This is a genomic window from Bacillus silvicola (genome assembly GCF_050524305.1).
In the GTDB taxonomy this organism is placed as follows: Bacteria; Bacillota; Bacilli; order Bacillales; family Bacillaceae_G; genus Bacillus_A; species Bacillus_A cereus_AT.
Genome location: NZ_JBNGVC010000004.1, coordinates 1 through 25,843, shown reverse-complemented (window position 1 = coordinate 25,843; position 25,843 = coordinate 1). Strand labels below are relative to the sequence as shown.

The window sequence follows — 25,843 nt, the reverse complement described above, 5'->3', positions numbered from 1 at the left end:
ATCTCTCCTCCTTTATTTAAGAATTAAAAATGAACCTAATAAAAGGGCATCCATCTCTGATCCATAAAATGACCTAATGGCATCACTTGGGTTACATATAATTGGTTCTTTTCCTACATTAAACGATGTATTCATAACTGCTGGAATTCCTGTTTTCTGGTAAAAGTTATAGATTGTTTCATAATAATCAGAATTCATACCCTTTGTAACTACTTGAGCTCTTGTTGACCCATCAACATGAACTATCGCTGGAACTAAATGATGTACCTCTTTTTTAACAGTAGAATTTAACAGCATATAAGGGTTATTTATTTTTTCTTCTAATACTACAGAAGCGTTTTCATCTATGATGCTAGGAGCCAATGGTCTCCATTGCTCTCTTTTCTTAATAGTATTTACTTTATTTAACATATCCCTATTCTGAGGGTTAGCTATTATACTTCTATTTCCTAAAGCTCTAGGACCAAATTCCATCTTTCCAGAAAATCTTCCTATTATCTTATTTTGAATTAATAACTCGGAGCATTTATCATATTTATTAGAACCTAATTCTATATATGATAAATTATATTTTTTTAATATATTTAAGATACTAGAATCAGAAAATTCCGGACCAGAATATACATGATCTTCAGTGAACATAGGCGCTATACCATTTTCGGCAAGAAACCATGTAGCTGCTCCAATACTTACCCCACTATCTGAAGCACCTGGTTGAATGTACAAATTATCCACTTCTGGTAAATCAGCTATAATTCTATTTGCTATACAATTTAATGCTACGCCTCCCGAAAGACACAAATTATCAATTCCAGTTAGATTAACAGCTTTTTTTACAAGCTTAACAATTGCTCTTTCCAAGGCTGCCTGACCTGAGGCTGCAATATTTTTATATTCCATTACTGATGTATTCATTAATAGTATTGAATCTATTGAATTATATTCATATTTAATATAATTAGGAGCCATTTTTGTTATACTATTAATAGCTTTTATCCAATCTTTTAATACCGAAAAATATTTACCATTCATACTAACTGGATTTTTATTTGGTTTCAAAGGATTTTCCAGTATTTCAGGAAATTCAAATATTTCTTCCCCATATGAAGATAGGCCCATTAACTTCCCTTCATTATGCCTCCCTAAACCTGAAAATACAGTTAATGCTTCATAAAAAATACCTAAAGAATGTTCCAACGGGTATTTTTCTAGTACTTCTATTATATTACCTTTTCCTTTTGCTATCGTTATTGACTCTTCTTCTCCACTTCCATCAATAACTATTATGGTAGCTTCATTGAATCCCGAACTAAAGAACGCACCAGAAGCATGTGCCAAATGATGAGCACACATATGGATTTGAGGATCTTTATCTCTCTTAAAAATTCCCTTCGGAAAAATCTTTTCAAGACATTCTTCTTTGTTAAGCTTCTTTGAATACTTTTCAAAATATAATTGTTCTACATCCCATCCCATAACAATATGATCTACTTCATTTGGAGTAATTTTAGCTTCCTTTAAACAATAAGCTATTGAATTATATGGAATTTTATCTAATGCTTTTTTTTGACGAATAAACCTTTCTTCTTCAGCTGCAGCTATTAATTTACCATTATAAAATAAACACGCACTTGCATCATGAATATCAAAGTCCCATCCATTGACTCCTAAAACATACATTATATTACCTCGCAGTTATTTTATATTTTTCTTCTAATCTCATAATATTCTTGCGGAAATAGGGTTGGTTTATCTATTAATCGTACAAAAACCAACATATCTGTTTGAATATATAAATTTTGGAATGTGCCTTTGGAAAAACCAATGCTATCCAAGTCCTTTTTTATGAATTCTTCATCAATGTAAGGCTCTTCAGCCACTTTATAAGAACTTAAATCGTGAATAATTTCTTTTAAATAAAAGCCTAAAGAGGTCAAGAAATTCTGCAAATAAACCGCTCTATTCCCTAATCTTTTAACACTTACATTTAAAAAAATTAAATCACCCTTTTGACCTTTTAATAATTCATTAGCTCTATTTAACCACAAATCTAACCCTCTACCATCATCTATAGGGTCACAATGTATTGCATCATAATTATTCCTTAAATCTTCTATAACTTCATTTCTAACATCAAAATTATAAAAATTAATATCCTTATTTTCATTTCCTAAATATTCAATTAATTCTTTGTCAATATCTCCTACACTTATTTCTCTGTTTTTATATTGTTCAAGGGCCAAACTTGTATAATCATCGTCTCCGCAAAAAAAGATATTTTTATTAGATGATAACTCTTGATTTATTATTTCAGCTCTCCTCAACGAACTATCCCAAGTAGCTTTAAATTGAGCATATTTTTTTTTGTTTATTTTATTCCCATATCCTGTATTAGGAAGAGAGGCTGGTTCATATAAAATACTGCTTGTTAAATCTTGTGAAAATCTTATTTTATTTTCTACAATTTCAACTAAATTTCTTTCTTTTAATACTTTTAATAATCTTAAAGCCAAACTTAAAGTCCCAGTTATTTTGACTAAATCATCTAAAGTATCTACAGTATTAATGGACTTCCAAATTATAAATTCGAATTGTTTTTCACTAATTTCATACCACTTTTTCCAAAAATTCAAAAGTACCCCTCTGTTTTTTAATTTTGGTACTTTATCTAACTCTTCTTCATAGTCTAATTCAATAAATCTTTCATATAATAAAATAATCTTATTTTCTTTCATACTGTATACCCTACCTTAAAAAAAGTTACATATACAGTTAAACTGCATATGTAACCTCCTTATTTTAAACTTAACCTAATGTCTTGCCTGCACGAATTAGTAAATCCTCTTCATCTAATTCAAGATCTTCAAGTTCTAACATTTCTTCATGAATATATTCCTTTTCCATTTCACATTCCCCCTTTATATAGATAATTGTGTAATCCAAATATTTGCAACAGAGCTGCACCACTAATATTAGCATGAAAAGGTAATTTTCTGATTAATAAAAAAATATTTTTTGTTGATAAAGATAATTCAGAAAATTAAGTGGCCGAGAAGTAGGGATACAGCCGAGATATACATGTTAACTATACTAAATAAAACCATAGACCTTATAGTTCTTTAAGTAAGGATTATGCTTTTTCATTTACCTCCAAATAAACTATAACCATATTATTTTCTGGATATTCTAATTATTTTAAGGTGGTGGATATTGCGAAAGGGTTCTGGTGCAAAAACTATAAAATTTGTGCAATGAATCTTAAAATCAAGGGGATCCCCTTAAGAGCCTGTTTATAGTCTTATCTTTTTATTAAAATAGCGAGAAATCCTAGGACAACCATTTGTTTACTTGTTTCTAGTTTTCTCTCTACATTTTTGAACAATCGTCTGTATTTTTCTAACCAAGCAAATGAGCGCTCTACGATCCATCTTTTAGGGATCACTTGAAATTGATGCAATTCGGACCGCTTGGCAACTTGTACTTCAGCATTCAATAGCTTTTGAATTTCTTTTTGAAACTTTTCTCCTGTGTACCCACCATCCGTGAGGATGGCTTCTATGGTTTCTTTCAATTCAGGATATTGCTCGTACATTTCGAGTGCGCCTTTTCGATCTGTGACATTGGCAGTGGTAACATGGATTGCATGGGGAAATCCAAGAATATCTACACTGATATGTCGTTTAATACCAGAAACTTTCTTATCACCATCATAGCCTTTTTGTTCAGCCGTATCTGCATTCTTAACACTTTGGGCATCGACAATATTAAAGCTAGAGCTTTTGGGGCGATTCACTGCTTCCCTTATTTGCCCAACAATTTTTTTAATAAGGTCTCTAATAGACTACTACCTTCGGCATTGGATTTACTCCATTTTGCATAGTAGCGGTAAACATTTTGCCATTTGGGATAATCTTTTGGTAAAGCACGCCACTGGCAGCCTGTACTCAGAACATAGAGTAGTGCATTGAACACATCATAAAGGTCATACTTTCGCGGACTTGTGCGTTTGCTAAACGTTTCTAGTTCCTCACGAATGATCTCGAATTTTTCACGGCTGATATCACTTGGATAAGACATACACTCATCTCCTGTTTTTGCATACATCCTAACATATTTATAAGACTATAAACAGGCTCTAAGAAAGCGACTAAAATCCTTTCACTACCAGGTGTTCCAAATACCGCTTTAAATGCAAAATCCACACGTAAATCAATTCGTTTATGATTCATAGGTTCTTCTCCCATATAGATAATCTATTTTAGATTCATTATACCAAACGAAAACAGAACCGCCAATATAGTATGAAAACGGATGGGTTCTGGTGTAAACATGGACCACATCAAAAGGTATAGAAACTGTTCCTGCCATATACGTCAAAAAACGAATGACAGGAATGATTGACAATGGTATAAAATCTAACCACAATATACCAGATGATTTCTATTTCAGGTGAATTTGCAACAGAACCAGAAACAAAATGTGTGAGAATGGTTTGGAATTAAAAATAGATTGAATTTATTGGTATATACCCTTGAGTATGCACATGACATTTGCTAAACATACTTCTATGAACATGTTAGGGATTTGTATAAGTAAATCCAATGGTCACTTAGCTCCTATATGCCAAGATCTTTGATTTTCAATGTGAACGATTTCGTTTAAGAATTAGGAGAGGATCATTTTTAATCAAACGTTTGTTTAATGATGTTGTCGAACATATTTGATTCTGTTCTCGCATTCTCTCAGATCTATGTATGAAAAATCATACTTTTGATATTTGTAATAGCATCGTTTTTCTTCGCCAAACTTTGCAACAGAACCAGTTGTAGCATATGAGCGAAAAGGATTAGAAGTATTTTATCGAGTGGACGATGAAAAAGTGAAACAAACGCTGAAGATACTTATAGGATAAACAGATAGATTCGTTTATTTGCCTAGTCATGTACGGATAAAAATAATGACCGAGGAGGGGATTCTTCTATGGACGGGAATTCACATTGCAATTATATAACAATAAAAGAACTCATCTTTATTCACTTCTATGTAACAGGGGAAGAAATCCCATCTTCACAAGCATTACAAATACTCAAACAGTTTGCTCCTGAAGAAATACCAGGTACAATCAGACAAACGCGTCGGTATCGTATACGGAAAAATGGAGAAGAATTGTTCGGATACTATAGAAAGAAACATCCGAAATTATTTGCTAAGCAAAAGTTATACACGTATGAAGAGTTGAAACATCGAGCAGTATATGATTATTCCTCTTATTTGACGATTCATCTCTAATCCAGATGGATCACTATGTATGCATTATTTTCTAAAAAACAGATAAAACGCCTATTTTTTTGTGAAGAATTTGAAAAACGACCACTCAGATTGATTTTTAACGAAAGAAGACGACCAAGAGAATGCATTTCTATGTAAAAAACGTTAAACGCTACATATCAGCTAATAAAAGCGTTTAACGTAATCAAGAAAAGACATGCGTATTATGTAGGGATATATGCATATTTAGGTGATAATACATATAATTTCACGTATCAAATCATATAATAATAAACAATTCCCAAACTAAACTTTTCAAGGGTTGCTTCTTCTCTTCCTTCTCCGATACAATAGACATATAGAATACGAAACAAAAAGGTGACTCTATCCATGAATCAACCTTTAGTCAATTTACGCGTCGATTTTGCTTTTAAGCAATTATTTGGTGTACAAGGCCAAGAGGAATTATTGATTTCTTTTTTAAACGCAATTTTGCATGAGTCTTTATCTAAACCGATTGTGTCGCTAAAAATTGAAGATCCACATTTGCATAAAGAATATGAAGAAGATAAATTATCCATACTATATAAGTTGAATTAAAAGGTTACAGCTACTGTTTGTCGAAATATAATAAGTAACATATATTGACAAATGGAGCGGAGCAAAATGACACATGTACACCAAAACGAAAAAGAAAGCCTACTTGTAGCAATGAAAACGACTAAAACGAAACGAATGTATGAACGTTATCAAACGATCTATTTCTATGTACAAGGCTTTTCTATAAAAGAAATAATGAACATGATTGGTCGTTCTGAAAAAACAATCTATAATTATGTGAATGCTTACAAAGAAAAAGGATTGCATGGCTTACTCATGGGACAATCAACAGGAGCACCACGTAAATTAGCCCCTGAACAAGAACAGGAGTTAGTTCAAGTGAGTGCATCTCATCTACCCGTGGATGTTGGATTTCCAGCTAAACATAATTGGACTTTATCCATTATCGCTTCTTTCATTAAAAGAGAATGGAACGTAAGTTACACACTTCGCGGGGTGTCTCGACTTTTACATGATTTAGGGCTTAGTTACACAAAACCGACGTATACATTAGCGAAAGCAGACCCGGTGAAACAACAAGAGTTTAGGGAAGTTACCTTCCCCGCCTATAAAAAAAAACTTTTAAACGAGGAGATTGACCATCTTCTGTTTCAAGATGAGTCCATGATCCGCGATTACCAAGCACTGCAGCATACATGGTTTTTAAAAGGAAAACAACGCAGTATTCCTACTTATGGGAAACACCAAGGTGTTAAACTTATTGGTACACTTAATTATGAAACCGGTGAGTTAGTTTGTGTAGAAGAGGAGCGGTATGATGCCGAAGCATTTCTTCGTTTTCTTCAGCATGTACTTGAACTGTATCCCAACGGGAAAATAGCTCTTATTCTAGATAATGCGCGTATTCATCATGCGAAGCTCATCCAACCACTTTTAAGGAAACACTGTCATCGCTTAGAATTAGTGTTTTTACCTCCCTACAGTCCCGATTTAAATTTAATTGAAGGGGTATGGAAATGGCTCAAATCAGACATCATTCATAATGTTTTTTATTCATCGATTTATGAAATTCAAAAAAATGTACAGGCTTTTATTCAGGAATTAAATCGCACACCTGAAAAAGTGATCGATCGATTATGCATTCGATTGTAATCTTTTAATTCAACTTATATAGATATACTTGCAACACTTAATGACGGAACAAAAGTCAACATCGAAATCCAACTAAGAAATACACAAGAGATAGTAAAGCGTTCTCTTTACTATTGGAGTAAACTCTATACGTCTCAGCTTGAAAAAGGAATGTCTTATCGGTCGCTCCGAAAAACGATTGCAATTAACTTATTAGATTTTTATCTCTTTCCTGATCATGAAGATATGCATACAATTGGACAGTTTTGGAGTAAACAGCAGAAACAAGTCTTACTCGATGATTTGGAAATCCATTTTATTGAGATTCCAAAATTGCTTCAGCAATGGAGAGAAGAAAAAATTAATCCGTGGGAAAATGAATTTGCTCGTTGGTTACTCTTGCTACCAGCGCATGAAGATGAACATTTAACTCACACGTTGGAGGATATCGCCATGAAACAAGACCCTATGTTACAAAAAGCGATCCACAAATGGGAAAATATGAGTCAGAGTAGTTCCTTCCGTTTAGCATATGAAGCACGGGAAAAAGTATTATTTGATGAACAAGCAAAATTGGCACATGCCCGTGAAGTTGGTATGGAAGAAGGAATAGAAAAAGGAAAAGAAGTAGGCATTCAAGAAGGTAAACTAGTCGAAAGAAAACAGTTAATCCGAGGCATGCATAAAAATGGCATGGATATAGAAGATATTGCGAAGTTTACGAATATGGATATTTCAGAAGTACGAAATTTTTTAAAACAATAAAAGGTAGACATCTCCTTCATAAGAGGTGTCCACCTTTTATTGTCTGATTATTCAAAATAAATGCATCTGGAAGGATCGTTAGTGATGCAATGTATAGTGATCCATTACTTTTATTAAAATATCTGCGATTAACTTTCCATTTTTAAAAATAATTTGATTCTTCGTATATACATCTATATATTGTCCTAGTCCTTCACTTAACATGAGTTCCAGTTCATTATTATCTAATATTTTACCCGTTAAAATGGTAGGATGTTTACTAAACGCTCGATAAAAATTTAAATTTTTAGTTAAAGATGCCACTAATGGTTTCAACATTTCTTCATAGTATGGAAGCATACCCGCAGCTATTTTCTCATTTAAAACAAAATCTATTCCGTTATCTTTTAAATCAAATCGATATAAGAAAATCATTTTTACCGCACCTTCTTTTACTATCCTGATGTATAGATTCGTAATAGTCTCTTTTTTCATTATATAGCGATGTCGGTTTATTTTTCAATTTTTCTTTATTTCAGTTTAGCGGGATATTTCCAATCTCGTTTATCTTTCGTATCAGAAGTTTTTTGTTTCTTTTGGCTAGTAATTTGCTTTTTCCTATTTTTTTGTTCCATTTTTTCCATCTGTTCTTTTACTTCTTTTAGCTCAAACTTAATCTCCATCAACAATCTTAAAATTGCATCACCTTTGTTCATAGATAACATCCTTTTATATGCCTTAGAGTTTTTATCATTATATCACATATCTTCAAAACCCTTAATTTAATTATGAAGAGTTCTTTCTTATTCGTGAAGATACACTTTTACAAACATGCGTAATCTTCATAAAAAAATATTTGTAAACCTTCAATTAAAAATTTACGAATGAAATTAAACTCCCAAAAACGATGAAAAAAAATTCAGCAAGCTATCGAATTATATCAATCTAAAAAATTTACAGTTAAAGAAATCAAGGATATGATTGGTGTTTCCAGCTCCACCCTATATAGGGAAATGAAAAACGAAAAAAGCCCTCTTCTCGCCGTCGCAACTGTGAACTGCACCCCAATCGTTAGACACGACTAACAATTGGAGGTGCAGTTTTTTATGGCTAAATTTTCTTCAAAAGAAAAAATACAAGCAGTAAGACGATATTTAGAAGGCCCAGAAGGTGGGACAAGTATTGCTAAATCTATAGGTATAGATCAGCGTGTATTTTATCACTGGATTAGCCGATATGAATATTTCGGTGAAAAAGCTTTTGAAAAACGCTATACATCTTACTCTACGCAATTTAAACTAGACGTACTTAACTATATGATTGAAAATAGGACGTCTATCAGGGAAACAGCGGCAATTTTTAATATTCCATCTTATGAAACGGTTCGAAAATGGAAAGTAGCTTATGAAACAGAAGGATTGGATGCCCTACAACTTAAAGAAAAGAGGCATCCGTCTATGAATAATAAAAATTACAAAATAGTGAAAAAACAATCACCAGTCGAAGGCTCCATTGAAGAACTCCAAGAGGAGTTAGAAAGGTTACGTATGGAGAATGCGTATTTAAAAAAGTTGAATGCCTTAGTTCAAAACAAACAGAAGTCACAAAAAAAGACAAAGCGCAAGTAGTTTATGAATTAAGGCATCAATTTCCGGTACAATCACTTTTATTGCTTGCCAACATTCCACACGTAGCACATATTATTATTGGCTGAAAAATGCCAAACGTCCGGATCCAGACTCAGATTTGAAAGTACTAATTCAAGCTATTTATGATGAACATGAAGGACGTTATGGTTATCGTCGTATTCGTGATGAACTTACTAACCGTGGACATAAGATAAATCACAAAAAGGTACAACGCATTATGAAAGAGTTAGGATTAAAGTGTTTGATCCGTATGAAGAAATATCGCTCTTATAAAGGAACTGTTGGAAAGATTGCCCCTAATATTTTAGATCGCAATTTCAAAGCAGAAAAGCCAAACGAAAAATGGGTAACGGATATTACGGAGTTTAAATTATTTGGAGAGAAATTATATGTATCGCCAATATTGGACTTGTTTAATGGTGAAATTATCACGTATACAATTGGTTCAAGGCCAACCTACGCCCTTGTTTCTAATATGTTAGACCAAGCCTTTGAACGCTTAACAGATGAGGAGGCACTCCTTATTCATTCCGATCAAGGTTGGCACTATCAAATGAAAAAATACCGTGATTCTCTTCATAAACGTGGTATTACACAAAGTATGTCCCGGAAAGGGAACTGTTACGATAACGCAGTTATCGAAAATTTCTTTGGTATTATGAAATCTGAATTTTTATATCGAAAAGATTTTAAGAATATGGAACATTTTGAGCAAGAACTAGCAAAATATATATCCTACTATAATCTTAAGAGAATTAAGGCGAAATTAAAAGGCATGAGTCTGATACAATACCGGACCCACGTCCAAAACGCTGCCTAATTAAATAACCTGTCTAATTTATTGGGGTCACTTCACTTATTCCAAAAGTGAGGTGGAATTTTGATACGTGGATATGCCAGAGTAAGTAGTAACTAAATTTCTTTCGGTGTTACTTGCATGATATAGATTGTATGTATTTTTGATTGTGTCCAAGAGTCAGTATAATCAATATATTTTCCTGTTCATTCTCGGAGGGTTTCTTAGTAAAGAAATCCGCAAATAGAATTTAAACATAACAATGCAACGATATGCAATTTCGCATAGGTAAATAAAGGGAGTTTAAATTTACAAGAACATTTCGTTATATCACTAAAATTTTTATTAGTAGGATCAATCAACTTGATCTAAATCTTTCTTAATATAAACAAATTACTATATGTTTTTGATATAGTGTGACATAGATGTGTATATTTTTAATATCCTTTAAGTTTGATATAGTGATTTATTTCTGTGTATTTACTTCTGAATAATGTAATGTTTTAATAGATTTCGACAAGCAACGGCAAAATGTGACTTTAATTTAAAAAGGGGATATCTTTGCCCATCCCCCCGAAACGGGGGAATAACAATAAAATTAGTAACAAAACCCTTATAAATAAAGGATTTTAATTTCTTTTTAAGATAAACATGTCAAAACATATACATTTTAATTGAAATATTTCAATTAAGCATATGTTGTATTTTTGAAATGAAAAATTCTAGATTTTTAAGTATGTCATAAAGTGTATTTTTTGACATAGTGTATAAATTTAGCTAATTCCCCCTTTTCGGGGATTTGGGCAAAAACACCCATGGTGCTTTGTCATATACCATGAAACAACAGATGTAAAAGATCTTGAATCATTCTATTCTCTAATTCCTTTTTCTTTTTTTGTAAAAGAAGTGGGCACATTTTAACCATCGTAGATAAACATAGAAAAATAGAGATTGGTTTATAGTTTGATAATTAGGGATTATTAAATTATTAGAAGGGGGCATATTATGTCTATACACTCTAAATTTCGCAAATTAATTCTTGGCGCTGGGCTTGTCACTGTGTCATGTAATGGGTTACAAATTCAAGCAGAAACAAAAGAGAAAAATGTGAAGAACATATTACAAAGGGAGCCGGTAGGAATACAGAAATCTGTTGATGAGTTGGCGCACTCTTCGAAAGTACAAGAAGATGCATCTTTTACAAAACGATTGAAGTTAGCGGATTTATCGCAGAGTCCACCAGCGCCAAGTGAGAATGTAAAACAGTTAGCTGAAGAGAAAAAATATTCGATGACCGAATTAAATCAATTAAGCAACAAACAATTAACGGATCTCCTTGTGACAATTAAATGGTATCAAATTCCGGAATTATTTCAGTTTAATAGTGATAGTCTCAAGTTCTATCAAGATGATAACCGCATGCAAGTAATTATTGATAAGTTAGCAGAACAGGGACAAGCTTATACAAAAGATGATTCAAAAGGGATTGAAACGTTAGTAGAAACTCTACGTGCGGCATTTTATTTAGGTTTTTACCATGATGAATTAAGCAAACTAAATGAGCGTAGCTATCATGATAAATGTTTACCGGCTTTAAAGACAATTGCAAAGAACCCGAATTTTAAACTCGGTACACCAGAACAAAACAAAGTTATTTCATCCTATGGAATGCTGATTGGAAATGCATCAGCTGATGTTGAAGTTATTCAATATGCAGGTGAAGTTTTCAAACAATACAACGATAATCTTGCAACTTTCATTGAAGATTATACAAAAGGAAATGCTGTACATGAATTGATCAAAGGAATTGATTATGACATTCAGACGTATATGTATAGCACGGGAAAAGAAGCAAAAGATACGATGTGGTATCGAAACATCGATAGTTTTATTAATGAAATTAATAGGTTCGCGCTAATTGGTACTGTAACAGATGAAAATGGATGGTTAATTAATAACGGAATTTACTATGCTGGCCGACTAGGTAAGCTTCATAGTACACCAACAAAAGGACAGCAAGTTTTTACAGATGCAATGCGAATTTATCCATATTTAGGGGAGCAATATTTTGTTGCGGCAGAACAGATTACTACAAATTACGGAGGAGTAGATACGAACGGAAAAACAATAAATTTAGATCAAATTCGAGAAGATGGTAAAAAGAAATATTTACCGAAAACATATACGTTTGATGATGGAGCAATTGTCTTTAAAGCTGGGGATAAAGTTAGCGAAGAGAAAATTAAACGTTTATACTGGGCAGCAAAAGAAGTACGCTCTCAATTTTATCGTACAGTAGGTAGTGATAAACCACTTGAAAGTGGACATGCGGATGATGTAGCAACGATGGTCATCTATAATAGCCCCGACGAATATCAATTTAACCGTCAATTATATGGTTATGAAACGAATAATGGTGGAATTTACATTGAAGGAAGCGGAACATTCTTTACATATGAACGTACACCAGAGCAAAGTATTTATAGTTTGGAAGAATTGTTCCGCCATGAATTTACACACTATTTACAGGGAAGATATGAGGTTCCGGGATTATGGGGCCAAGGGGAAATGTATCAAAATGAACGTTTAACATGGTTTGAAGAAGGGAATGCAGAGTTCTTTGCAGGTTCAACGCGATTAGATAGTGTAGTACCACGGAAAAGTATAATTGGTGGATTATCTTATGATCCTGCAAAACGTTACACAGCAGCACAAACCTTAAATGCAAAATATGGAACGTGGGATTTCTATAACTATTCGTTTGCATTACAATCTTATATGTACAATAACCGTCCTGAAATGTTCGATAAAGTGCATGATTTAATTCGTGCAAATGATGTTGCAAATTACGACGCGTACCGTTCTACATTAAGCAAAGATAATAAATTAAATGAAGAATATCAATCTTATATGCAAATGCTTATTGATAATCGTGATAAGTACACAATTCCACAAGTATCAGATGAGTATTTAGCACAGCATGATCCGAAACCGCTTTCAGATGTTGCGTCAGATATCACCAATGAAGCAAAGTTAAAAAATGTGAAGTTAACAAAGAATAAATCACAATTCTTTAATACATTCACATTACAGGGAACGTATACAGGAAGTGCAGCAAAAGGAGAAATTGAGGACTGGAAAGTGATGAATCAAACAACGAATGATATGTTGAAACATCTCTCAGAAAAAGAGTGGAGTGGATACAAAACATTGACTGCTTATTTTGTAAATTACCGTGTTAATAATGCTGGACAATTTGAATATGATGTTGTATTCAGCGGAGTGAATACGGAAGAAGGTATGGCTGTAGAAAAAGAACCGAATAATTCATTTGATACAGCTAATCCACTATCCCTGAATACCTTATTGAGAGGTAGCCTAAGTGATCAAGATCAAGTTGATCGATTTGTAATTGATGTAAAAGAACCAAAGGATTTACAAATTACCGTTACGAATGAACAAAACCTTGGAATGAACTGGGTGTTGCATCACGAGTCAGACCTTAACAATTATGTTGCGTATGCAACAAAAAATGAAGGCAATGAATTATTTGGAAAATATTTTGCACAACCAGGGAAATATTATTTAGTTGTATATAAATACAATGATGGAACAGGGAATTATACTGTAAAAGTAGAATAAATGAAAGCGATTTCCTCAGAAGTCAAAAATTTCAATTGAAAATAAGATTTTAGTGCAAAAATGAGTTCTAGTGTAAAAAGGTAATCAAACAGATTTTAAGTGGAAGCACTATCAACCTGATATTATTTTGTTAACTGTACGTTGGTACCTACGTTACAATTTAAGCTTTCGTGATTTGGTAGAAATGATGAAGGAACGATGTTTATCCATTTCTCATACAACGATTATGCGTTGGGTTCATCAGTATGGTCCGGAATTTGACAAACCGATCCGACATTACCTCAAACAAACAAATGACTCTTGGAGCGTCGATGAAACATATATTAAAGTAAAAGGTCAATGGATATACCTGCATCTTGCTGTTGATTCAAAAGGAAAAATAATCGATTTTTTCCTAAGCAAAACAAGAAATCATAAGGCTGCAAAGCGCCTTTTCAAGAAAGCTTTGCGGTCTTTTCATTTTTCAAATCCTCGTGTTATAACAGTCGATAAGAATCCAGCTTATCCTATAGCAATTGAACAGTTAAAAAAAGAAAAAAGCATATCTAACGGTATGCGACTTAGACAACAAAAGTACTTAAATAACATAATGGGGTTTCTTGCCCATCCCCTCCAAAAGGTACATTAAGGATTGGTTCTATACAAAGAAATGTCTCTAAATTAGTCTGTCCTACTCGATTCAGAGACATTTTAGTGATTCTATTCGTAAAGATAGATACAATGAAGGGTTCTGTTGCAAAGTTTTTGAAGCTGAGCTAGACTGTAGAAAAAATGAGATGGGGAGCATAACATATGGGATATTTTAAAGGAAAACAATTCAAGAGAGACATAATTTTAGTAGCCGTCGGCTACTACAGTCGTTTTGCTTTAAGTTATCGTGATGTATCTGAAATCTTGAAAGAACGTGGCATATCGGTTCATCCTACAACCATCATACGTTGGGTTCATGAATATGGCAATTTGATTTATCAAATCTGGAAAAAGAAAAACAAAACGGCACACCCTGTTTGGCATTTAGATGAGACTTACATCAAAGTGAAAGGGGAGTGACGCTATCTTTATCGTGCAATTGATGGAGATGGACATACTTTGGATATTCAACTTCGTAGAACACATGATCATCAAGCGGCTTATATGTTTATGAAGCGACTCTTCAAAGCTTTTGGAGAACCATCGGTTCTTACGACAGACAAGGCCCCGGCTTTGCTTTGTGCATTCAAAAAATTAAAGAAAGACGATTATTATACACATACCAAACACTGTACCATCAAACATCGTAATAATCTTATTGAACAAGATCATCGGCATGTAAAACGACGCTTTGCCAAACCTTCTGGATTTCAAAGTATCCGTCATGCTTCTCGTACTATAAAAGGGATTGAAACGATTCAGGCTATATATAAACAGAGACGAAGTCTTGAATTAGACTCCGTCTTTTCGGCGTACAATGAACTACAAAAATTAGTAGCCGTTGCTTAAACCCGATCTCCACTTTATAACCCTCTCTCTATTTTTTTCAAACTTTGCAACAAAACCTTAATAACTAATAAACACCAACAAACAATTATCAAGGGTTGCTTCCTCCCTTTCGTATCCGTTACAATAGAGATAGAATACTCACAAAGAAAGGTGACTCACTCTATGAATCAACCTTTAGTCAATTTACGAGTCGATTTTGCTTTCAAGCAATTATTTGGTGTACAAGGACAAGAGGAATTACTGATTTCTTTTTTAAATGCAATCTTGCATGAATCCTTATCTACACCAATTGTGTCTCTAAAAATTGAAGACCCACATTTGCATAAAGAATATGAAGAAGATAAATTATCCATACTAGATATATTAGCTACACTTCAAGATGAAACCAAGGTGAACATGGAAATCCAGTTACGAAATACACAAGAGATAGTAAAACGTTCCCTGTATTATTGGAGTAAACTGTATACATCTAATTAGCAGGTAAAGATTTCACTCAAACAGTGCTTTTTTTTTCTGGTGTAAATCATTCTGTCGTCGTGTACACTGAGATTATTTTATGAAAGTTTTTGTGCAAAGACGAACCTAAATAAAAAATGAAAGGATACATTCTTAACTGAATGCGTGTTTATGCAGTGAGCTGAATGACAGAATGCGTTTTACTTGTTTTCGGGCAGAATTTTCCCTCTATTTTTATCTCTGTCAAGTAGACAATATAAAAAAACAGTATTGTATGAAACTGTTTGATTTCCATATTCGGTTCTGTTGCAAAGTTTTATTTACTCCATGACTTCCTCCACGATTTCCTCTACATAATCCCTTTTTAAACTCCCTAAAATCTCATGGACCGCACGTTCTCCGGTTTGTATGGCTCCACCCTTGACCATTAAAGTCTGCCGTATGTTCCCCGGCAAAGTGTAAATTACCATTGCTTCCTTCTGGTTGACCTTCTATTCCTGCAAATTTTGTCATTTGTCCTACTCTCCAATAGGAATAAGAGCCTAAACTAAATGGATTCCCCAACCAATAGTCTCGTGTCACCTTTTCATTCCACTGATTTGTCCCGCCCGGTAATACGGGTTCTATTTGTCTTAAAAATTGCCGTGCCCGCTCTTTTGGTGTACCAATATTCATACCCGCTCCAATGTTTCCCCCTGTGAAATTCTCTAAAATTCCACTTATTCCGGGTTGTGCTCGGCTCGCTTCAATTGTACTTACATAACCTGTATCCGACCATGTGGCTCCATTACTGCCAAGTGTATTCCAGTAACGATTTCGGAATTGTACATGTAGTTTTGTGGCTGTGCCCATCCCCATTTCTTGTATAGCGGTTACTTTTAATGGTTGTAGACCTGCCTGATTATACTCTACAGATGAACGTAAAATGGTAAAAGGAATGGCGATAACAACTTGATCCGCCTCTATATCAAATATGTCTTTTTTCTTTTGGAATGTGAGTGTATAACGCCCATTTTCTTTTTCTTTTATTGCAATTAAGCGTGTTTCAGTCACAATTTGATCGGCTAGTCGTTCTTGTAATCTCTTAGGAATTTGATCATTTCCTCCATGTACGTGTAACTCCTCCCCGAGTTCAATAAGCCCGAAAGAAAGTGCATAAACTAAATATAAAGCACTGGTATCGCTTGATTCCGAACTTAAAAAACTATTAAACGACACATCTAGAAATTTACCAAATCTAGATGACATTCCCCCTGGCACATAGGCCTGAATATAATCAATGATAGACATATGATCGAGTTCAAACCCTCTTTGCGTATAATGATTGTATAGGGTAGGGAAACCCGCTAATGCTGCATCCGTTTGTATTTGATGAAAAACTTGTTGGAAATCTGCCAACAGTTCAGCAAATGAATAAGGAGCGCCATTAAAATAATAGAACGGCTCTGTTCCCGGTAATTCAGCCGCAGTTAGATTATCTAATTGTAGTCCGAGTTCAGTTGCTAATTGCTGGATACTGAGTTGTCCTGGATCAATAAATTCTCCACCACGTTCCACAATTTGATCATCTGCGAAGTATCCTCGGTGTGTGTGGCATCTCCCCCCTACTCTTTCGCTCGCTTCATATATGGTTGCCCCATACCCAGCTTGTTTTAATCGATATGCACAAGTCAAACCGGCCAGTCCCCCGCCTAAAATGACAATTTTAGGCAAAGAAGAAGCCGATGGGCGATCTAGATATACAGAAGGATTTCTAACATGTGATATCATAGAAGTAGCAAGATTTTCATTTTTTTCACATATTTTTTTCTGGTGATCGGAATGCATGCTGAATCATGTCTTTTTCCTTTGTTTTGTAGATTTCAAAATAAGCCTTTTTCAAAATCTGAATGAATGTAGTTCTTCCCATCATACAACCCCTTTTATTCATTTTTTGATACCTACATATGTATACGATTGTTCGTCGTTATATAGAACCTCCCGATACATTACGTTCTCTCTAATAAATCTGTCTTTTGTTGATAAATATTTAATAGGTCGATATAACATTGATTTAATATACTAATTTAGGGATAATATGAATAATGAAAAAGTAATGGAGGGGACCAATTTCATGACTACACCAATATTAGATCAAATTCTGAATGCAATTATACAATTCTTACATCTTCCACGTTGTTAAACTTAAATAAGAACAGCCCAAAAAAGCATCTTCCTGAAGATAGAGAGATGCCTCAAGTCATTGTTTTGTTTGAAATATTTTTCAAATGATACAAAAAAGTCATCTTCACCAGCTGAAGATGACTTTTTTTGATTTTATAGACCTTGGTGTCATTTGAGTCTATGCAGTTTTCACATATGATATGACATAATTATTTACTAAGTAGAGCTTAACTCTTCCATCATTACGATTTTGCAAACCGTTCCCATGTACATTCATAAGATGAACATAATTGAAAATGTCATGAAGGTTGTTGGATTGTGAGACTATCCCAATCTTTCACAACAGCTTGGGTTGTATAAAACCAGGATCTTTCATTTGTACATAAATAGTAATATCATTTCTTTTTGTATCACCTGTCAAGACATTGTAATTGTAATGCCACGAGTTGCTCATTTTCTATTTGTTGCACTTCTATTTCCCACTGATAAAGGTTACCCATTCTTCGTTGGAGTTCTTTGACTAAGCGTTGTCTAATAATATTTTCTGAGGTTGCAAAGATTTCAATAGGACCTATTACATCACGATTTCCGTTAGGAGCGGTAAGTGTACAAATAACTTGATGTTTTTTCATACGTTTCACGTCCCCCCTTAATTAGGATTAGGCTTTTAATATATATAGATAGTGGTAAAACCAGTATTTCATAATGTTTGTACTTCTATATTGAGTTCGATTATCCTTTAAAAAGGTTTTGGTGCAAAAACTTCAGGATTTTCACAAATAATTTTGAAAATTTGCACATATGGATGCTATTCATCTAAAAATGAGTGCATTCGAAAACAACTGATACAATGGAATTCTTCCTAGAAAGTAAATGAAACATACATCAAAGTTATTAGTTTAAAAAACCTTACAACGGAAGCATTTAAAATCTACTCGTTTTGTCATCGTGAAACACGTCCTTTACTTATCGATACCTTGCACATGATGACAGTAACCTTTGCACGAGAACCCTTCAATTGATTGATTCCATACACGTCAGTTTTCACGCTATATTGGCGGTTCTTTTTTCATTTGGTATAATGAACCTAAAATAGATTACCTTTGGGAGAAGAACCTATGAATCACAAAAGAATTGATTTACGTGTAGATTTTGCATTTAAAGCGGTGTTTGGAGCACCTGGCAGTGAAATGATTTTAGCTGCTTTCTTAAATGCGCTCCTTCGTTTTCCTGAAAACCAACAAATTCAGACGCTGCAATTAGTCGATACGCATCTTAATCCTGCATATCCACAGGATAAAAAATCGATTTTAGACGTGCGAGCAAAATTGGAAGATGGCAGCAATATTAACGTGGAAATACAGTTACAAGATAAAGAAGATATGGATGCCAGAACCTTATTCTATTGGAGTAAAATGTATACAGAGCCTTTACAAGCTGGAGATGATTATGCAGAACTTTGCCGTACCATTACGATTAATCTCATCAATTATTCGTTGTTTCATGAAACCGGACAACATCATTCTGTTTTTCGGTTATATGAGGCAACCGAAAGATTTTTATTGACGGATCTCATGGAAATTCATTTTGTTGAGTTACCGAAGTTTTTAACAAAATGGCAAAATGGGGATGTTCATCCAAGTGAAGACCAGTTGGTTCGTTGGTTATTGTTAATCGAAGCGGCAGAACAGGAACATATTACATCTGTATTGGAGGCGATTGCGATGAAAGAAGATCCAATTTTACACAAGGCAATGGAAACATGGGATCGTGTAAGTCAAGATCCTGAGCTAAGAAAGGAATATGAAGCAAGACGAAAAGCATTAATGGATGAAAAAGCGGCACTTCGAAGAGCAGAAAACAAAGGACGAGAAGAAGGAATTCAACAAGGGATAGAACAAGGATTAGAACAAGGAAAAATACAATTAATTCGTGGTATGCACAAGAATGGAGTATCCGTAGAAGATATTGCCAAATTCACGAAAATTAGCGTAGAAGACATACTCCGCTTCTTACAAGGATAATGGAAGGATAGGTTCAGTTGCAAAATTTCTCAAGAGATAAACAGAGGTATGAATGTATGACTAAATAGTATGCGGATACTAGTAATTGTTGTAATTCATTGTACCTTGAATCAAAAAATATTTATAGTTGCATAATAGTTAATCACAAATTCCTCGTCTAGTTTAATGCGAAGAAACTTTGCAACTGAACCATTTTTCTTACATACGCCTGAGAGAATGGAATGCGTTCGACAACATAATTAAACAAAAGTTTGATTAAAAATAGGTGCGAAAACAGTCAAGGTAATCCACTTGACTGTTTTCTAATGTGGCTTTTGTTCTCTCTCATATACACCAGAAGTCCCCACCTTATAAAAATAGTTCATATCAACAAAAAAAGCCTAGCATATGAGGTATGCTGGGCAAGATAGAATGTATGAAAAAATATTGAACAAAAACGAAGGTATATTGATACTAGCACAGATTATTCTATATCAAAAGAAGTTGTTGAAGTTCTGTATCTCGCCTATAATTTAAATACTGAGTATTACGAAAAGAATTGTGGTGTATGGAATGGAAATTGCAATCGTAGTATTAAAATTTATTGGTGGCGTGATTCCCTTAGTGACAGATCTTTTAAAGACATTCATGTAATCTAAGGTTTTGCACGTATCTCCTCATTATTTTAACCATAGAAGAAACATAGGATATCAGCCATTCAGAATTGCTAGATCGACATCTTCTCCTTCCAAGATAGAGAGATTTTGCATCCACATCTCTTCTGTTAGGAATAAACCACCCTATAATTTCTAAACACTTATCAAGACCATTCCCTTGACAAAGCCGCGCGGCATCGCTAAGACTCTATAGGTAAAATAGCGATGCCAGAAGGAGCCGGGTTTGTCCTGGCAGAAGATCAATTGACATGCGGTCACATGTGACAAAATCTTGTTTTGTGTTTTACCAGGTACAAGTACTAGATTCTTGCGCCACGGTATAGCAAATGAAGTTTCGTTCCGTTATGCTACCGCGATTCTATATAAGATCGCACCGCATGATATAAAAATTCCTCTTGCCCCATTTCTTCAGCTTTTGCCATGGCGATGACTTGTTGTTTAAAGGCATGATCTGCATGAAACGAAAGGGATTCCATATTACTTTTTAAAAAGACGCCTTTTGTATGTGGAACAAGGGATCCCGATGTCATATGGGTATACAAATACTGTATCTCTTCTTGCCATTCCGCAGGATTAACCCGCAATAAACATGGTTTTACCTCCAAGTGTATTGTGTCTTGTTGAAGGGATACCCGCATATTTGCCACGCCAATTTTTTCATAAAACAGATTGATTAATCGATATGGCATCGCATGAAAGAGTTGTGGTTTCCGGAAGGAAAACGAGAGAATACCACGCTTGGTTATCACGGGGGTTTTCGGATACGTAGGTACGCGATATCCCTTCTCCTTATAGGCTGATAAAGAGAATACGGCTTCTTCTTCCGTCATGACTCTCCCATCCGTTCCGTTGATTTCAATGACACGTGCTTGTTTCGATGTTTCCTGATGTGTCAACAATTGAAAGAGAAAGATTTCTGTATCCTGGATTTTCATGCGGAATCTTTTGCGTTCCTTTCGATTGGCTTTGCTATCATACTGCTTTTGAAAAGCTTCGAGATCTTCTTCCCCAATTACATAGACTTGCTTCCCTCGCTTTTCGACCTGTGTCGCTGGTAGCTTTCCAGATTTAATATAAGTAAAGATAGTGGAAGGAGCGACGTTTAATAAATCAGCGGCTTCCTTTGTTGTAAATCCATCTACTTGGTCTTCGATCATTAAGGATTGGATATCTTCCAAGTAAAAGATTTTACTACCGAATTGCTTCCAATTATCTTTATATACACACGCAATTAAACCTTCTTTTTCCTTTTTCAAAACGGTCTGTACGGTAACTTCTAACATTTCCGCAGCTTCTTTTGTTGTGACAGTTGGTTTCGTAAGAAACCATACATCCTGTGACATATGTATATACCTCCTTATAATCTATGATACTCGTAAATCATACATGTATTATAACAAATCCCTACAAATACAGAAATAGAATAGATACAAATAAAATATAAATTATATTCTTAACAGAAATAAAAATCATGTGACATTCAATTTATAAGTAACAGTATTATACAATTACATTCTATTGGAAAAATAAAATAAAACTATATTATATATAATTTAAAAATACATTGATATGCAAATAAATTATAAAAAAATATAAGTATAGTTTAATACAGAAGAATGTGGGATTCTTATAGAAAGAATATGAATTATAATTTGTATAATTGATAGAAGTGAAATAAAATGATAAATACAGTTAATAAAGATAATTATATTCATAATCTTTAATAGGAGAGGTGAATTTAAAGTATGGATAATAAAAATAAAAAAGAAAACTTACCGATTATTAAAAATAAAAGTGAATACATAGATAAATATTTAGAGAATATAAGAGATATCTTTCCATTTCTGCATAACAATCGTTATGTAGATAAAGTGGAAGATAAAATGGAGATAGCTGAAAAAGAGGGAAAGAGTAAATATACGTATCTAAGTGACCTAGAAGTAATTTATCATTTCGTACATTTACAAAAAGATATGGATGAAAAGAAGAATAAAAAAGAAGATACAAAAAAGAGCTATGTGTCTGAAATCTTGTCATTTTGTCAATGTATGGTGCAGCATGCAGAAGAATTCGAATTGAATGGGGAAGAGGTACAGCAAAGTGCTTCTTTATTGAAGACATTGCAACCTTGGCATATTCGTAAATATAATTCCTGGTTGAAACAGGTACAGAAAGGTAGGAATAGGGATACATATGCAGTGGCAACACTTGCAAAGAAAACAGTGCTCATTCGTTCGTTTTTAAAACACCTTCATGTATTTGCTTATATTGAAAAACCTCTTCATGAAGAACTCCAGCGCGCAAATGTAAATGAACAGGATCGGCCAAATCGGGACCTATCCTATGATGAAGTGATGAAAATCTTAGGGTTTTATAAAGAAAGAGGTCATTTAGTAAACTATACAATTTTACTAGCTCTGGCAAGTACCGGTGCAAGAATTCAAGAATTATGCACAGTAAAAGTCAAAGATATACACTACGAAGGAAAATACTGGTTAAAAGTCACAGGCAAAGGGGATAAAGTGCGTGAACTTTTCATTTCGGAATATTTGTATCAGTGTATTTGTGAAATGAGACGAAGAAGAGGGTTCCAAACTATATTGGATCGAGGAGATGAAAGTCCTTTATTTGTAAATCAAAGAGGAAACTTTTATAATTCAAAAACGTTATCAAATCAGGTAACAGATATGATAAAAAAGACAAATTTAGATTTTCTGCAGTATCGTGAGAATCCAGTAACGGCGCATACATTCCGTCATGCTTTTGCAATTATGGCAGTAGAACAAGGAAATGCAGATTTATATCACTTAATGCAGACGCTTGGTCATGAAGATATTCAAACAACTAAGATTTACTTAGAGAAACATATGAAGCGTAAGAATAATGTAGGGACTACTTTTGCGGAACAGCTTTATTGAGAAAAAGACTGATAAAAATCTTGTTGTTTGTGTTTGTTTTACTCGAAACCTCTTCATAAACGCCAGGAGAAGCATCATGAGATTTTCGGATGGGTGAATCATATTGATAGTTAAGAAGATTAAATGTGTGTTAGAAGGTAATCTGAGCGTTCGTTTTTCTGTGAAGTAGGCTAAAAACAATCATTTACTCACACACATAGAAAGAATAGAGCCCTTCAAATAAAAACGTTTATAAAGAAAATCGTAATGTCAAAAAAGAGGAATTGGCGATTGTATAGCGAAAAGATACAGGGAGATTAATATGAAATATAGCAGTAAGAGAAGGCATATGGATACTCCTCGGGAGAATTCGTATGTTTTTTCTCTTTTTTGCTGATTGTATACAAAAAGAAGGGGCATGCGAGCACAATTCATTCTTACATAAACACGAAAACAATGTCTACGCAACAGAGAACTAGCGTAAAGTTAGCTGCCATGTCCTGCCTATCATACAAAAACGACCTGTTGTCTGGTACAGGTCGTTTTTGTATAGAAGAATAAATACTAACACGGAGAGTGTTTTTATCGTAACAGGATTTACATACAAATTCTACCTTTTTGATATTGAGAAAATCAAAAGTTTCACAAAGATGGGCATCTCTCTCCAAAAATGTATGACGATATGACATATGTGATTTCTAAAAGGAACATCTATATAACTTTTGTTGTTGCTGTTAACAGTACGAAATCCCTAATCACAGTGTTCACAAGGCTTTGTAGAGTAATGATTGTTAAAGTAAGAAAGACAACTTATATATTTTTTAGGACAAGAAGATTTACAAAATGGCCTGTTTCCGCAGGCCTTTTTTGTAAATATCATGAGACTTGTTCCTTTACTGTCAGATTAACAGATGTGTAACCAAAACACAATATAAAAAACAATATTCAGTTATTATCATAAGGTACTAAAAACACCTTGGTGAAATCGAGACGTTTGATAGAATGAAAATCATAATTCTTGAAGAATTCTTCGTATCTCTGCCACTTCTATATTTGTGAATTTCGCAATATCCTCTATTTCCATTCCATTTTTATGCATACCACGGATTAATTGCATTTTTCCTTCTTCTTTTCCTTCTTCTCGGCCTTTATTTTCTGCTCTTCGAAGTGCCGCTTTTTCATCCATTAATGCTTTTCTTCTTGCTTCATATTCTCTTCTTAGCTCATGATCTTGACTGACACGATCTCATGTTTCCATTTCCTGATGTAAAATTGGATCTTCTTTCATCGCAATCGCCTCCAATACAGGTGCAATATTTTCCTGTTCTGCCGCTTCGATTAACAATAACCAACCAACTGGTCTTCGCTTGGATGAACGGTCCCATTTTGTTAAAAACTTCGGTAGCTCAACAAAATGAATTTCCATGAGATCTGTCAATAAGAATTTTTCAGTTTCTTCATATAATCGAAAAACAGAATGGTGTTGCATCGTTTCATGAAACAAGGAATAATTGATAAGATTAATCGTAATGGTACGGCAAAGTTCTGAATAATCATCTCCAGATTGTAACGGTTCTGTATACATTTTACTCCAATAGAATAGGGTTCTGGCATCCATATCTTCTTTATCTTGCAACTGGATTTCTACGTTAATATTACTACCATCTTCCAATTTTGCTCGCACGTCTAAAATCGATTTTTTATCCTGTTTATATACGGGATTGAGATGCGTATCGACTAATTGCAGCGTCTGAATTTGTTGGTTTTCAGGAAAACGAAGGAGCGCATGTAAGAAAGCGACTAAAATCCTTTCACTACCAGGTGTTCCAAATACCGCTTTAAATGCAAAATCCACACGTAAATCAATTCGTTTATGATTCATAGGTTCTTCTCCCATAGATAATCTATTGTAGATTCATTATACCAAATGAAAAAAAGAACCGCCAATATAGTGCGAAAACGGATGGGTTCTGGTGTAAACATGGACCAGATCAAAAGGTATAGAAACTGTTCATGCCCTATACGTCAAAAAACGAATGACAGGAATGATTGACTACTCAAGTTAACCAATTAATAACTGAATTTATTTATATGCATTATCATTCCGTTCGCCCTCATTCAACATTAAATGGAATGGCTCCTTATCAGTATTCAACATCGATTGCATAATCTAATTTGTGTTCCAGTTTTTCTTGACCAGGTCAAAATGATTTACAACTTGTTCTAGAAACACTTGATTTAGCAACAAAAAAATAGAGATGTGTATGGAACCATCATCCACTCAAATCAAGAATTCCAATACACATCTCATGCTTATCATCGTACGCTTCACCAGCTAGGTGCCATCGACAGCCATTCTCGCAAAGGACACTGTCAT

At 34.0% G+C, this 25,843-nt stretch carries 14 protein-coding genes and 8 pseudogenes; 12 read left to right on the top strand and 10 right to left on the bottom strand.

Features of this window, described 5'->3' with window-relative positions; translation table 11 throughout:
• Window positions 1-12 precede the first annotated feature (12 nt).
• From ACP6L7_RS09980 to ACP6L7_RS09965, 4 genes are all read right to left on the bottom strand, one after another.
• Entirely contained in the window at window positions 13-1,680 is a 1,668-nt protein-coding gene (locus ACP6L7_RS09980) for a carbamoyltransferase family protein (protein WP_430529150.1), read from the bottom strand.
• A gap of 20 nt (window positions 1,681-1,700) precedes the next feature.
• Window positions 1,701-2,735, bottom strand: a complete 1,035-nt coding sequence (locus tag ACP6L7_RS09975) for a bis-aminopropyl spermidine synthase family protein (RefSeq protein ID WP_430529149.1) — start codon at window positions 2,733-2,735, stop codon at window positions 1,701-1,703.
• Between the two features lie 563 nt (window positions 2,736-3,298).
• Window positions 3,299-4,077, bottom strand: a protein-coding gene (locus tag ACP6L7_RS09970) for an IS5 family transposase (RefSeq protein ID WP_430529148.1) whose coding sequence is annotated in 2 segments (ribosomal slippage) — window positions 3,299-3,816 and window positions 3,816-4,077 — 780 coding nt in all. Because the reading frame shifts where the segments join, the coding sequence is not laid out codon by codon here.
• The gene (locus ACP6L7_RS09965) at window positions 4,020-4,229 is read right to left on the bottom strand and encodes a hypothetical protein (RefSeq protein ID WP_430529147.1); all 210 of its coding nucleotides are present in this window, start codon (window positions 4,227-4,229) and stop codon (window positions 4,020-4,022) included. Before ACP6L7_RS09965 ends, ACP6L7_RS09970 begins: the two co-directional genes overlap by 58 nt.
• A 593-nt stretch (window positions 4,230-4,822) precedes the next feature.
• Here ACP6L7_RS09965 and ACP6L7_RS09960 point away from each other — a divergent pair.
• The 5 genes and pseudogenes from ACP6L7_RS09960 to ACP6L7_RS09940 form a co-directional block, all read left to right on the top strand.
• Window positions 4,823-4,912, top strand: a pseudogene (locus ACP6L7_RS09960) (ArsR/SmtB family transcription factor); the annotation flags it as partial.
• 68 nt (window positions 4,913-4,980) lie between these two features.
• Entirely contained in the window at window positions 4,981-5,289 is a 309-nt protein-coding gene (locus ACP6L7_RS09955) for a hypothetical protein (RefSeq protein WP_430529146.1), read from the top strand.
• A 369-nt stretch (window positions 5,290-5,658) separates the two neighbouring features.
• Window positions 5,659-5,853, top strand: a pseudogene (locus ACP6L7_RS09950) (PD-(D/E)XK nuclease family transposase); the annotation flags it as partial.
• 81 nt (window positions 5,854-5,934) lie between these two features.
• Window positions 5,935-6,981 carry an IS630 family transposase gene (locus tag ACP6L7_RS09945; RefSeq protein WP_430529145.1) on the top strand — a complete coding sequence of 349 codons (1,047 nt, stop codon included), beginning with the start codon at window positions 5,935-5,937 and terminating at the stop codon, window positions 6,979-6,981.
• An 18-nt stretch (window positions 6,982-6,999) separates the two neighbouring features.
• Window positions 7,000-7,725: pseudogene (locus ACP6L7_RS09940) on the top strand (Rpn family recombination-promoting nuclease/putative transposase); the annotation flags it as partial.
• Window positions 7,726-7,803: 78 nt separating this feature from the next.
• On the opposite strand, the gene ACP6L7_RS09935 reads toward ACP6L7_RS09940, so the two are convergent.
• Together ACP6L7_RS09935 and ACP6L7_RS09930 are read right to left on the bottom strand one after the other, a co-directional pair.
• A complete protein-coding gene (locus ACP6L7_RS09935; RefSeq protein ID WP_430529144.1) occupies window positions 7,804-8,139 on the bottom strand; it encodes a hypothetical protein in 336 nt (111 codons plus the stop codon).
• A 95-nt stretch (window positions 8,140-8,234) separates the two neighbouring features.
• Entirely contained in the window at window positions 8,235-8,420 is a 186-nt protein-coding gene (locus tag ACP6L7_RS09930) for a hypothetical protein (RefSeq protein ID WP_430529143.1), read from the bottom strand.
• 390 nt (window positions 8,421-8,810) lie between these two features.
• Here ACP6L7_RS09930 and ACP6L7_RS09925 point away from each other — a divergent pair.
• From ACP6L7_RS09925 to ACP6L7_RS09905, 5 genes and pseudogenes are all read left to right on the top strand, one after another.
• Window positions 8,811-10,173, top strand: a pseudogene (locus ACP6L7_RS09925) (IS3 family transposase).
• A 981-nt stretch (window positions 10,174-11,154) separates the two neighbouring features.
• Entirely contained in the window at window positions 11,155-13,791 is a 2,637-nt protein-coding gene (gene colA, locus ACP6L7_RS09920) for a collagenase ColA (RefSeq protein WP_430529142.1), read from the top strand.
• Between the two features lie 94 nt (window positions 13,792-13,885).
• Window positions 13,886-14,419: pseudogene (locus tag ACP6L7_RS09915) on the top strand (IS6 family transposase); the annotation flags it as partial.
• Between the two features lie 164 nt (window positions 14,420-14,583).
• Window positions 14,584-15,270 (top strand): annotated as a pseudogene (locus ACP6L7_RS09910) (IS6 family transposase).
• Window positions 15,271-15,432: 162 nt separating this feature from the next.
• A pseudogene (locus tag ACP6L7_RS09905) lies at window positions 15,433-15,741 on the top strand (Rpn family recombination-promoting nuclease/putative transposase); the annotation flags it as partial.
• Window positions 15,742-16,107: 366 nt separating this feature from the next.
• On the opposite strand, the gene ACP6L7_RS09900 reads toward ACP6L7_RS09905, so the two are convergent.
• Both ACP6L7_RS09900 and ACP6L7_RS09895 read right to left on the bottom strand, forming a co-directional pair.
• The gene (locus ACP6L7_RS09900) at window positions 16,108-17,496 is read right to left on the bottom strand and encodes a flavin monoamine oxidase family protein (RefSeq protein WP_430529203.1); all 1,389 of its coding nucleotides are present in this window, start codon (window positions 17,494-17,496) and stop codon (window positions 16,108-16,110) included.
• A gap of 803 nt (window positions 17,497-18,299) precedes the next feature.
• Window positions 18,300-18,521, bottom strand: coding sequence for a hypothetical protein (locus ACP6L7_RS09895; RefSeq protein WP_430529141.1), 222 nt, complete (start codon window positions 18,519-18,521; stop codon window positions 18,300-18,302).
• Window positions 18,522-19,007: 486 nt separating this feature from the next.
• Here ACP6L7_RS09895 and ACP6L7_RS09890 point away from each other — a divergent pair, with 486 nt between their 5' ends.
• Window positions 19,008-19,913 (top strand): Rpn family recombination-promoting nuclease/putative transposase, encoded by a 906-nt coding sequence (locus ACP6L7_RS09890; protein ID WP_430529140.1) that lies wholly within the window; start codon window positions 19,008-19,010, stop codon window positions 19,911-19,913.
• Window positions 19,914-20,916: 1,003 nt separating this feature from the next.
• Here the strand turns inward: ACP6L7_RS09890 and ACP6L7_RS09885 are convergent.
• Complete coding sequence (locus ACP6L7_RS09885) at window positions 20,917-21,912, bottom strand: helix-turn-helix domain-containing protein (RefSeq protein WP_430529139.1); 996 nt, start codon at window positions 21,910-21,912, stop codon at window positions 20,917-20,919.
• A gap of 402 nt (window positions 21,913-22,314) precedes the next feature.
• Between ACP6L7_RS09885 and ACP6L7_RS09880 the strand changes: the two genes are divergently transcribed.
• Entirely contained in the window at window positions 22,315-23,487 is a 1,173-nt protein-coding gene (locus ACP6L7_RS09880; protein WP_430529138.1) for a tyrosine-type recombinase/integrase, read from the top strand.
• Window positions 23,488-24,475: 988 nt separating this feature from the next.
• Here the strand turns inward: ACP6L7_RS09880 and ACP6L7_RS09875 are convergent.
• A pseudogene (locus ACP6L7_RS09875) lies at window positions 24,476-25,348 on the bottom strand (Rpn family recombination-promoting nuclease/putative transposase).
• Window positions 25,349-25,843: the final 495 nt, after the last annotated feature.

Coding starts and splice junctions, on each gene's coding strand:
- ACP6L7_RS09980 (WP_430529150.1), bottom strand. CDS start 1,680: ATGTATGTTTTAGGAGTCAATGGATGGGACTTTGATATTCATGATGCA.
- ACP6L7_RS09975 (WP_430529149.1), bottom strand. CDS start 2,735: ATGAAAGAAAATAAGATTATTTTATTATATGAAAGATTTATTGAATTA.
- ACP6L7_RS09890 (WP_430529140.1), top strand. CDS start 19,008: ATGAATCACAAAAGAATTGATTTACGTGTAGATTTTGCATTTAAAGCG.
- ACP6L7_RS09965 (WP_430529147.1), bottom strand. CDS start 4,229: ATGAATCATAAACGAATTGATTTACGTGTGGATTTTGCATTTAAAGCG.
- ACP6L7_RS09880 (WP_430529138.1), top strand. CDS start 22,315: ATGGATAATAAAAATAAAAAAGAAAACTTACCGATTATTAAAAATAAA.
- ACP6L7_RS09955 (WP_430529146.1), top strand. CDS start 4,981: ATGGACGGGAATTCACATTGCAATTATATAACAATAAAAGAACTCATC.
- ACP6L7_RS09885 (WP_430529139.1), bottom strand. CDS start 21,912: ATGTCACAGGATGTATGGTTTCTTACGAAACCAACTGTCACAACAAAA.
- ACP6L7_RS09895 (WP_430529141.1), bottom strand. CDS start 18,521: ATGAAAAAACATCAAGTTATTTGTACACTTACCGCTCCTAACGGAAAT.
- ACP6L7_RS09935 (WP_430529144.1), bottom strand. CDS start 8,139: ATGATTTTCTTATATCGATTTGATTTAAAAGATAACGGAATAGATTTT.
- ACP6L7_RS09930 (WP_430529143.1), bottom strand. CDS start 8,420: ATGAACAAAGGTGATGCAATTTTAAGATTGTTGATGGAGATTAAGTTT.
- ACP6L7_RS09900 (WP_430529203.1), bottom strand. CDS start 17,496: ATGATATCACATGTTAGAAATCCTTCTGTATATCTAGATCGCCCATCG.
- colA (WP_430529142.1), top strand. CDS start 11,155: ATGTCTATACACTCTAAATTTCGCAAATTAATTCTTGGCGCTGGGCTT.
- ACP6L7_RS09945 (WP_430529145.1), top strand. CDS start 5,935: ATGACACATGTACACCAAAACGAAAAAGAAAGCCTACTTGTAGCAATG.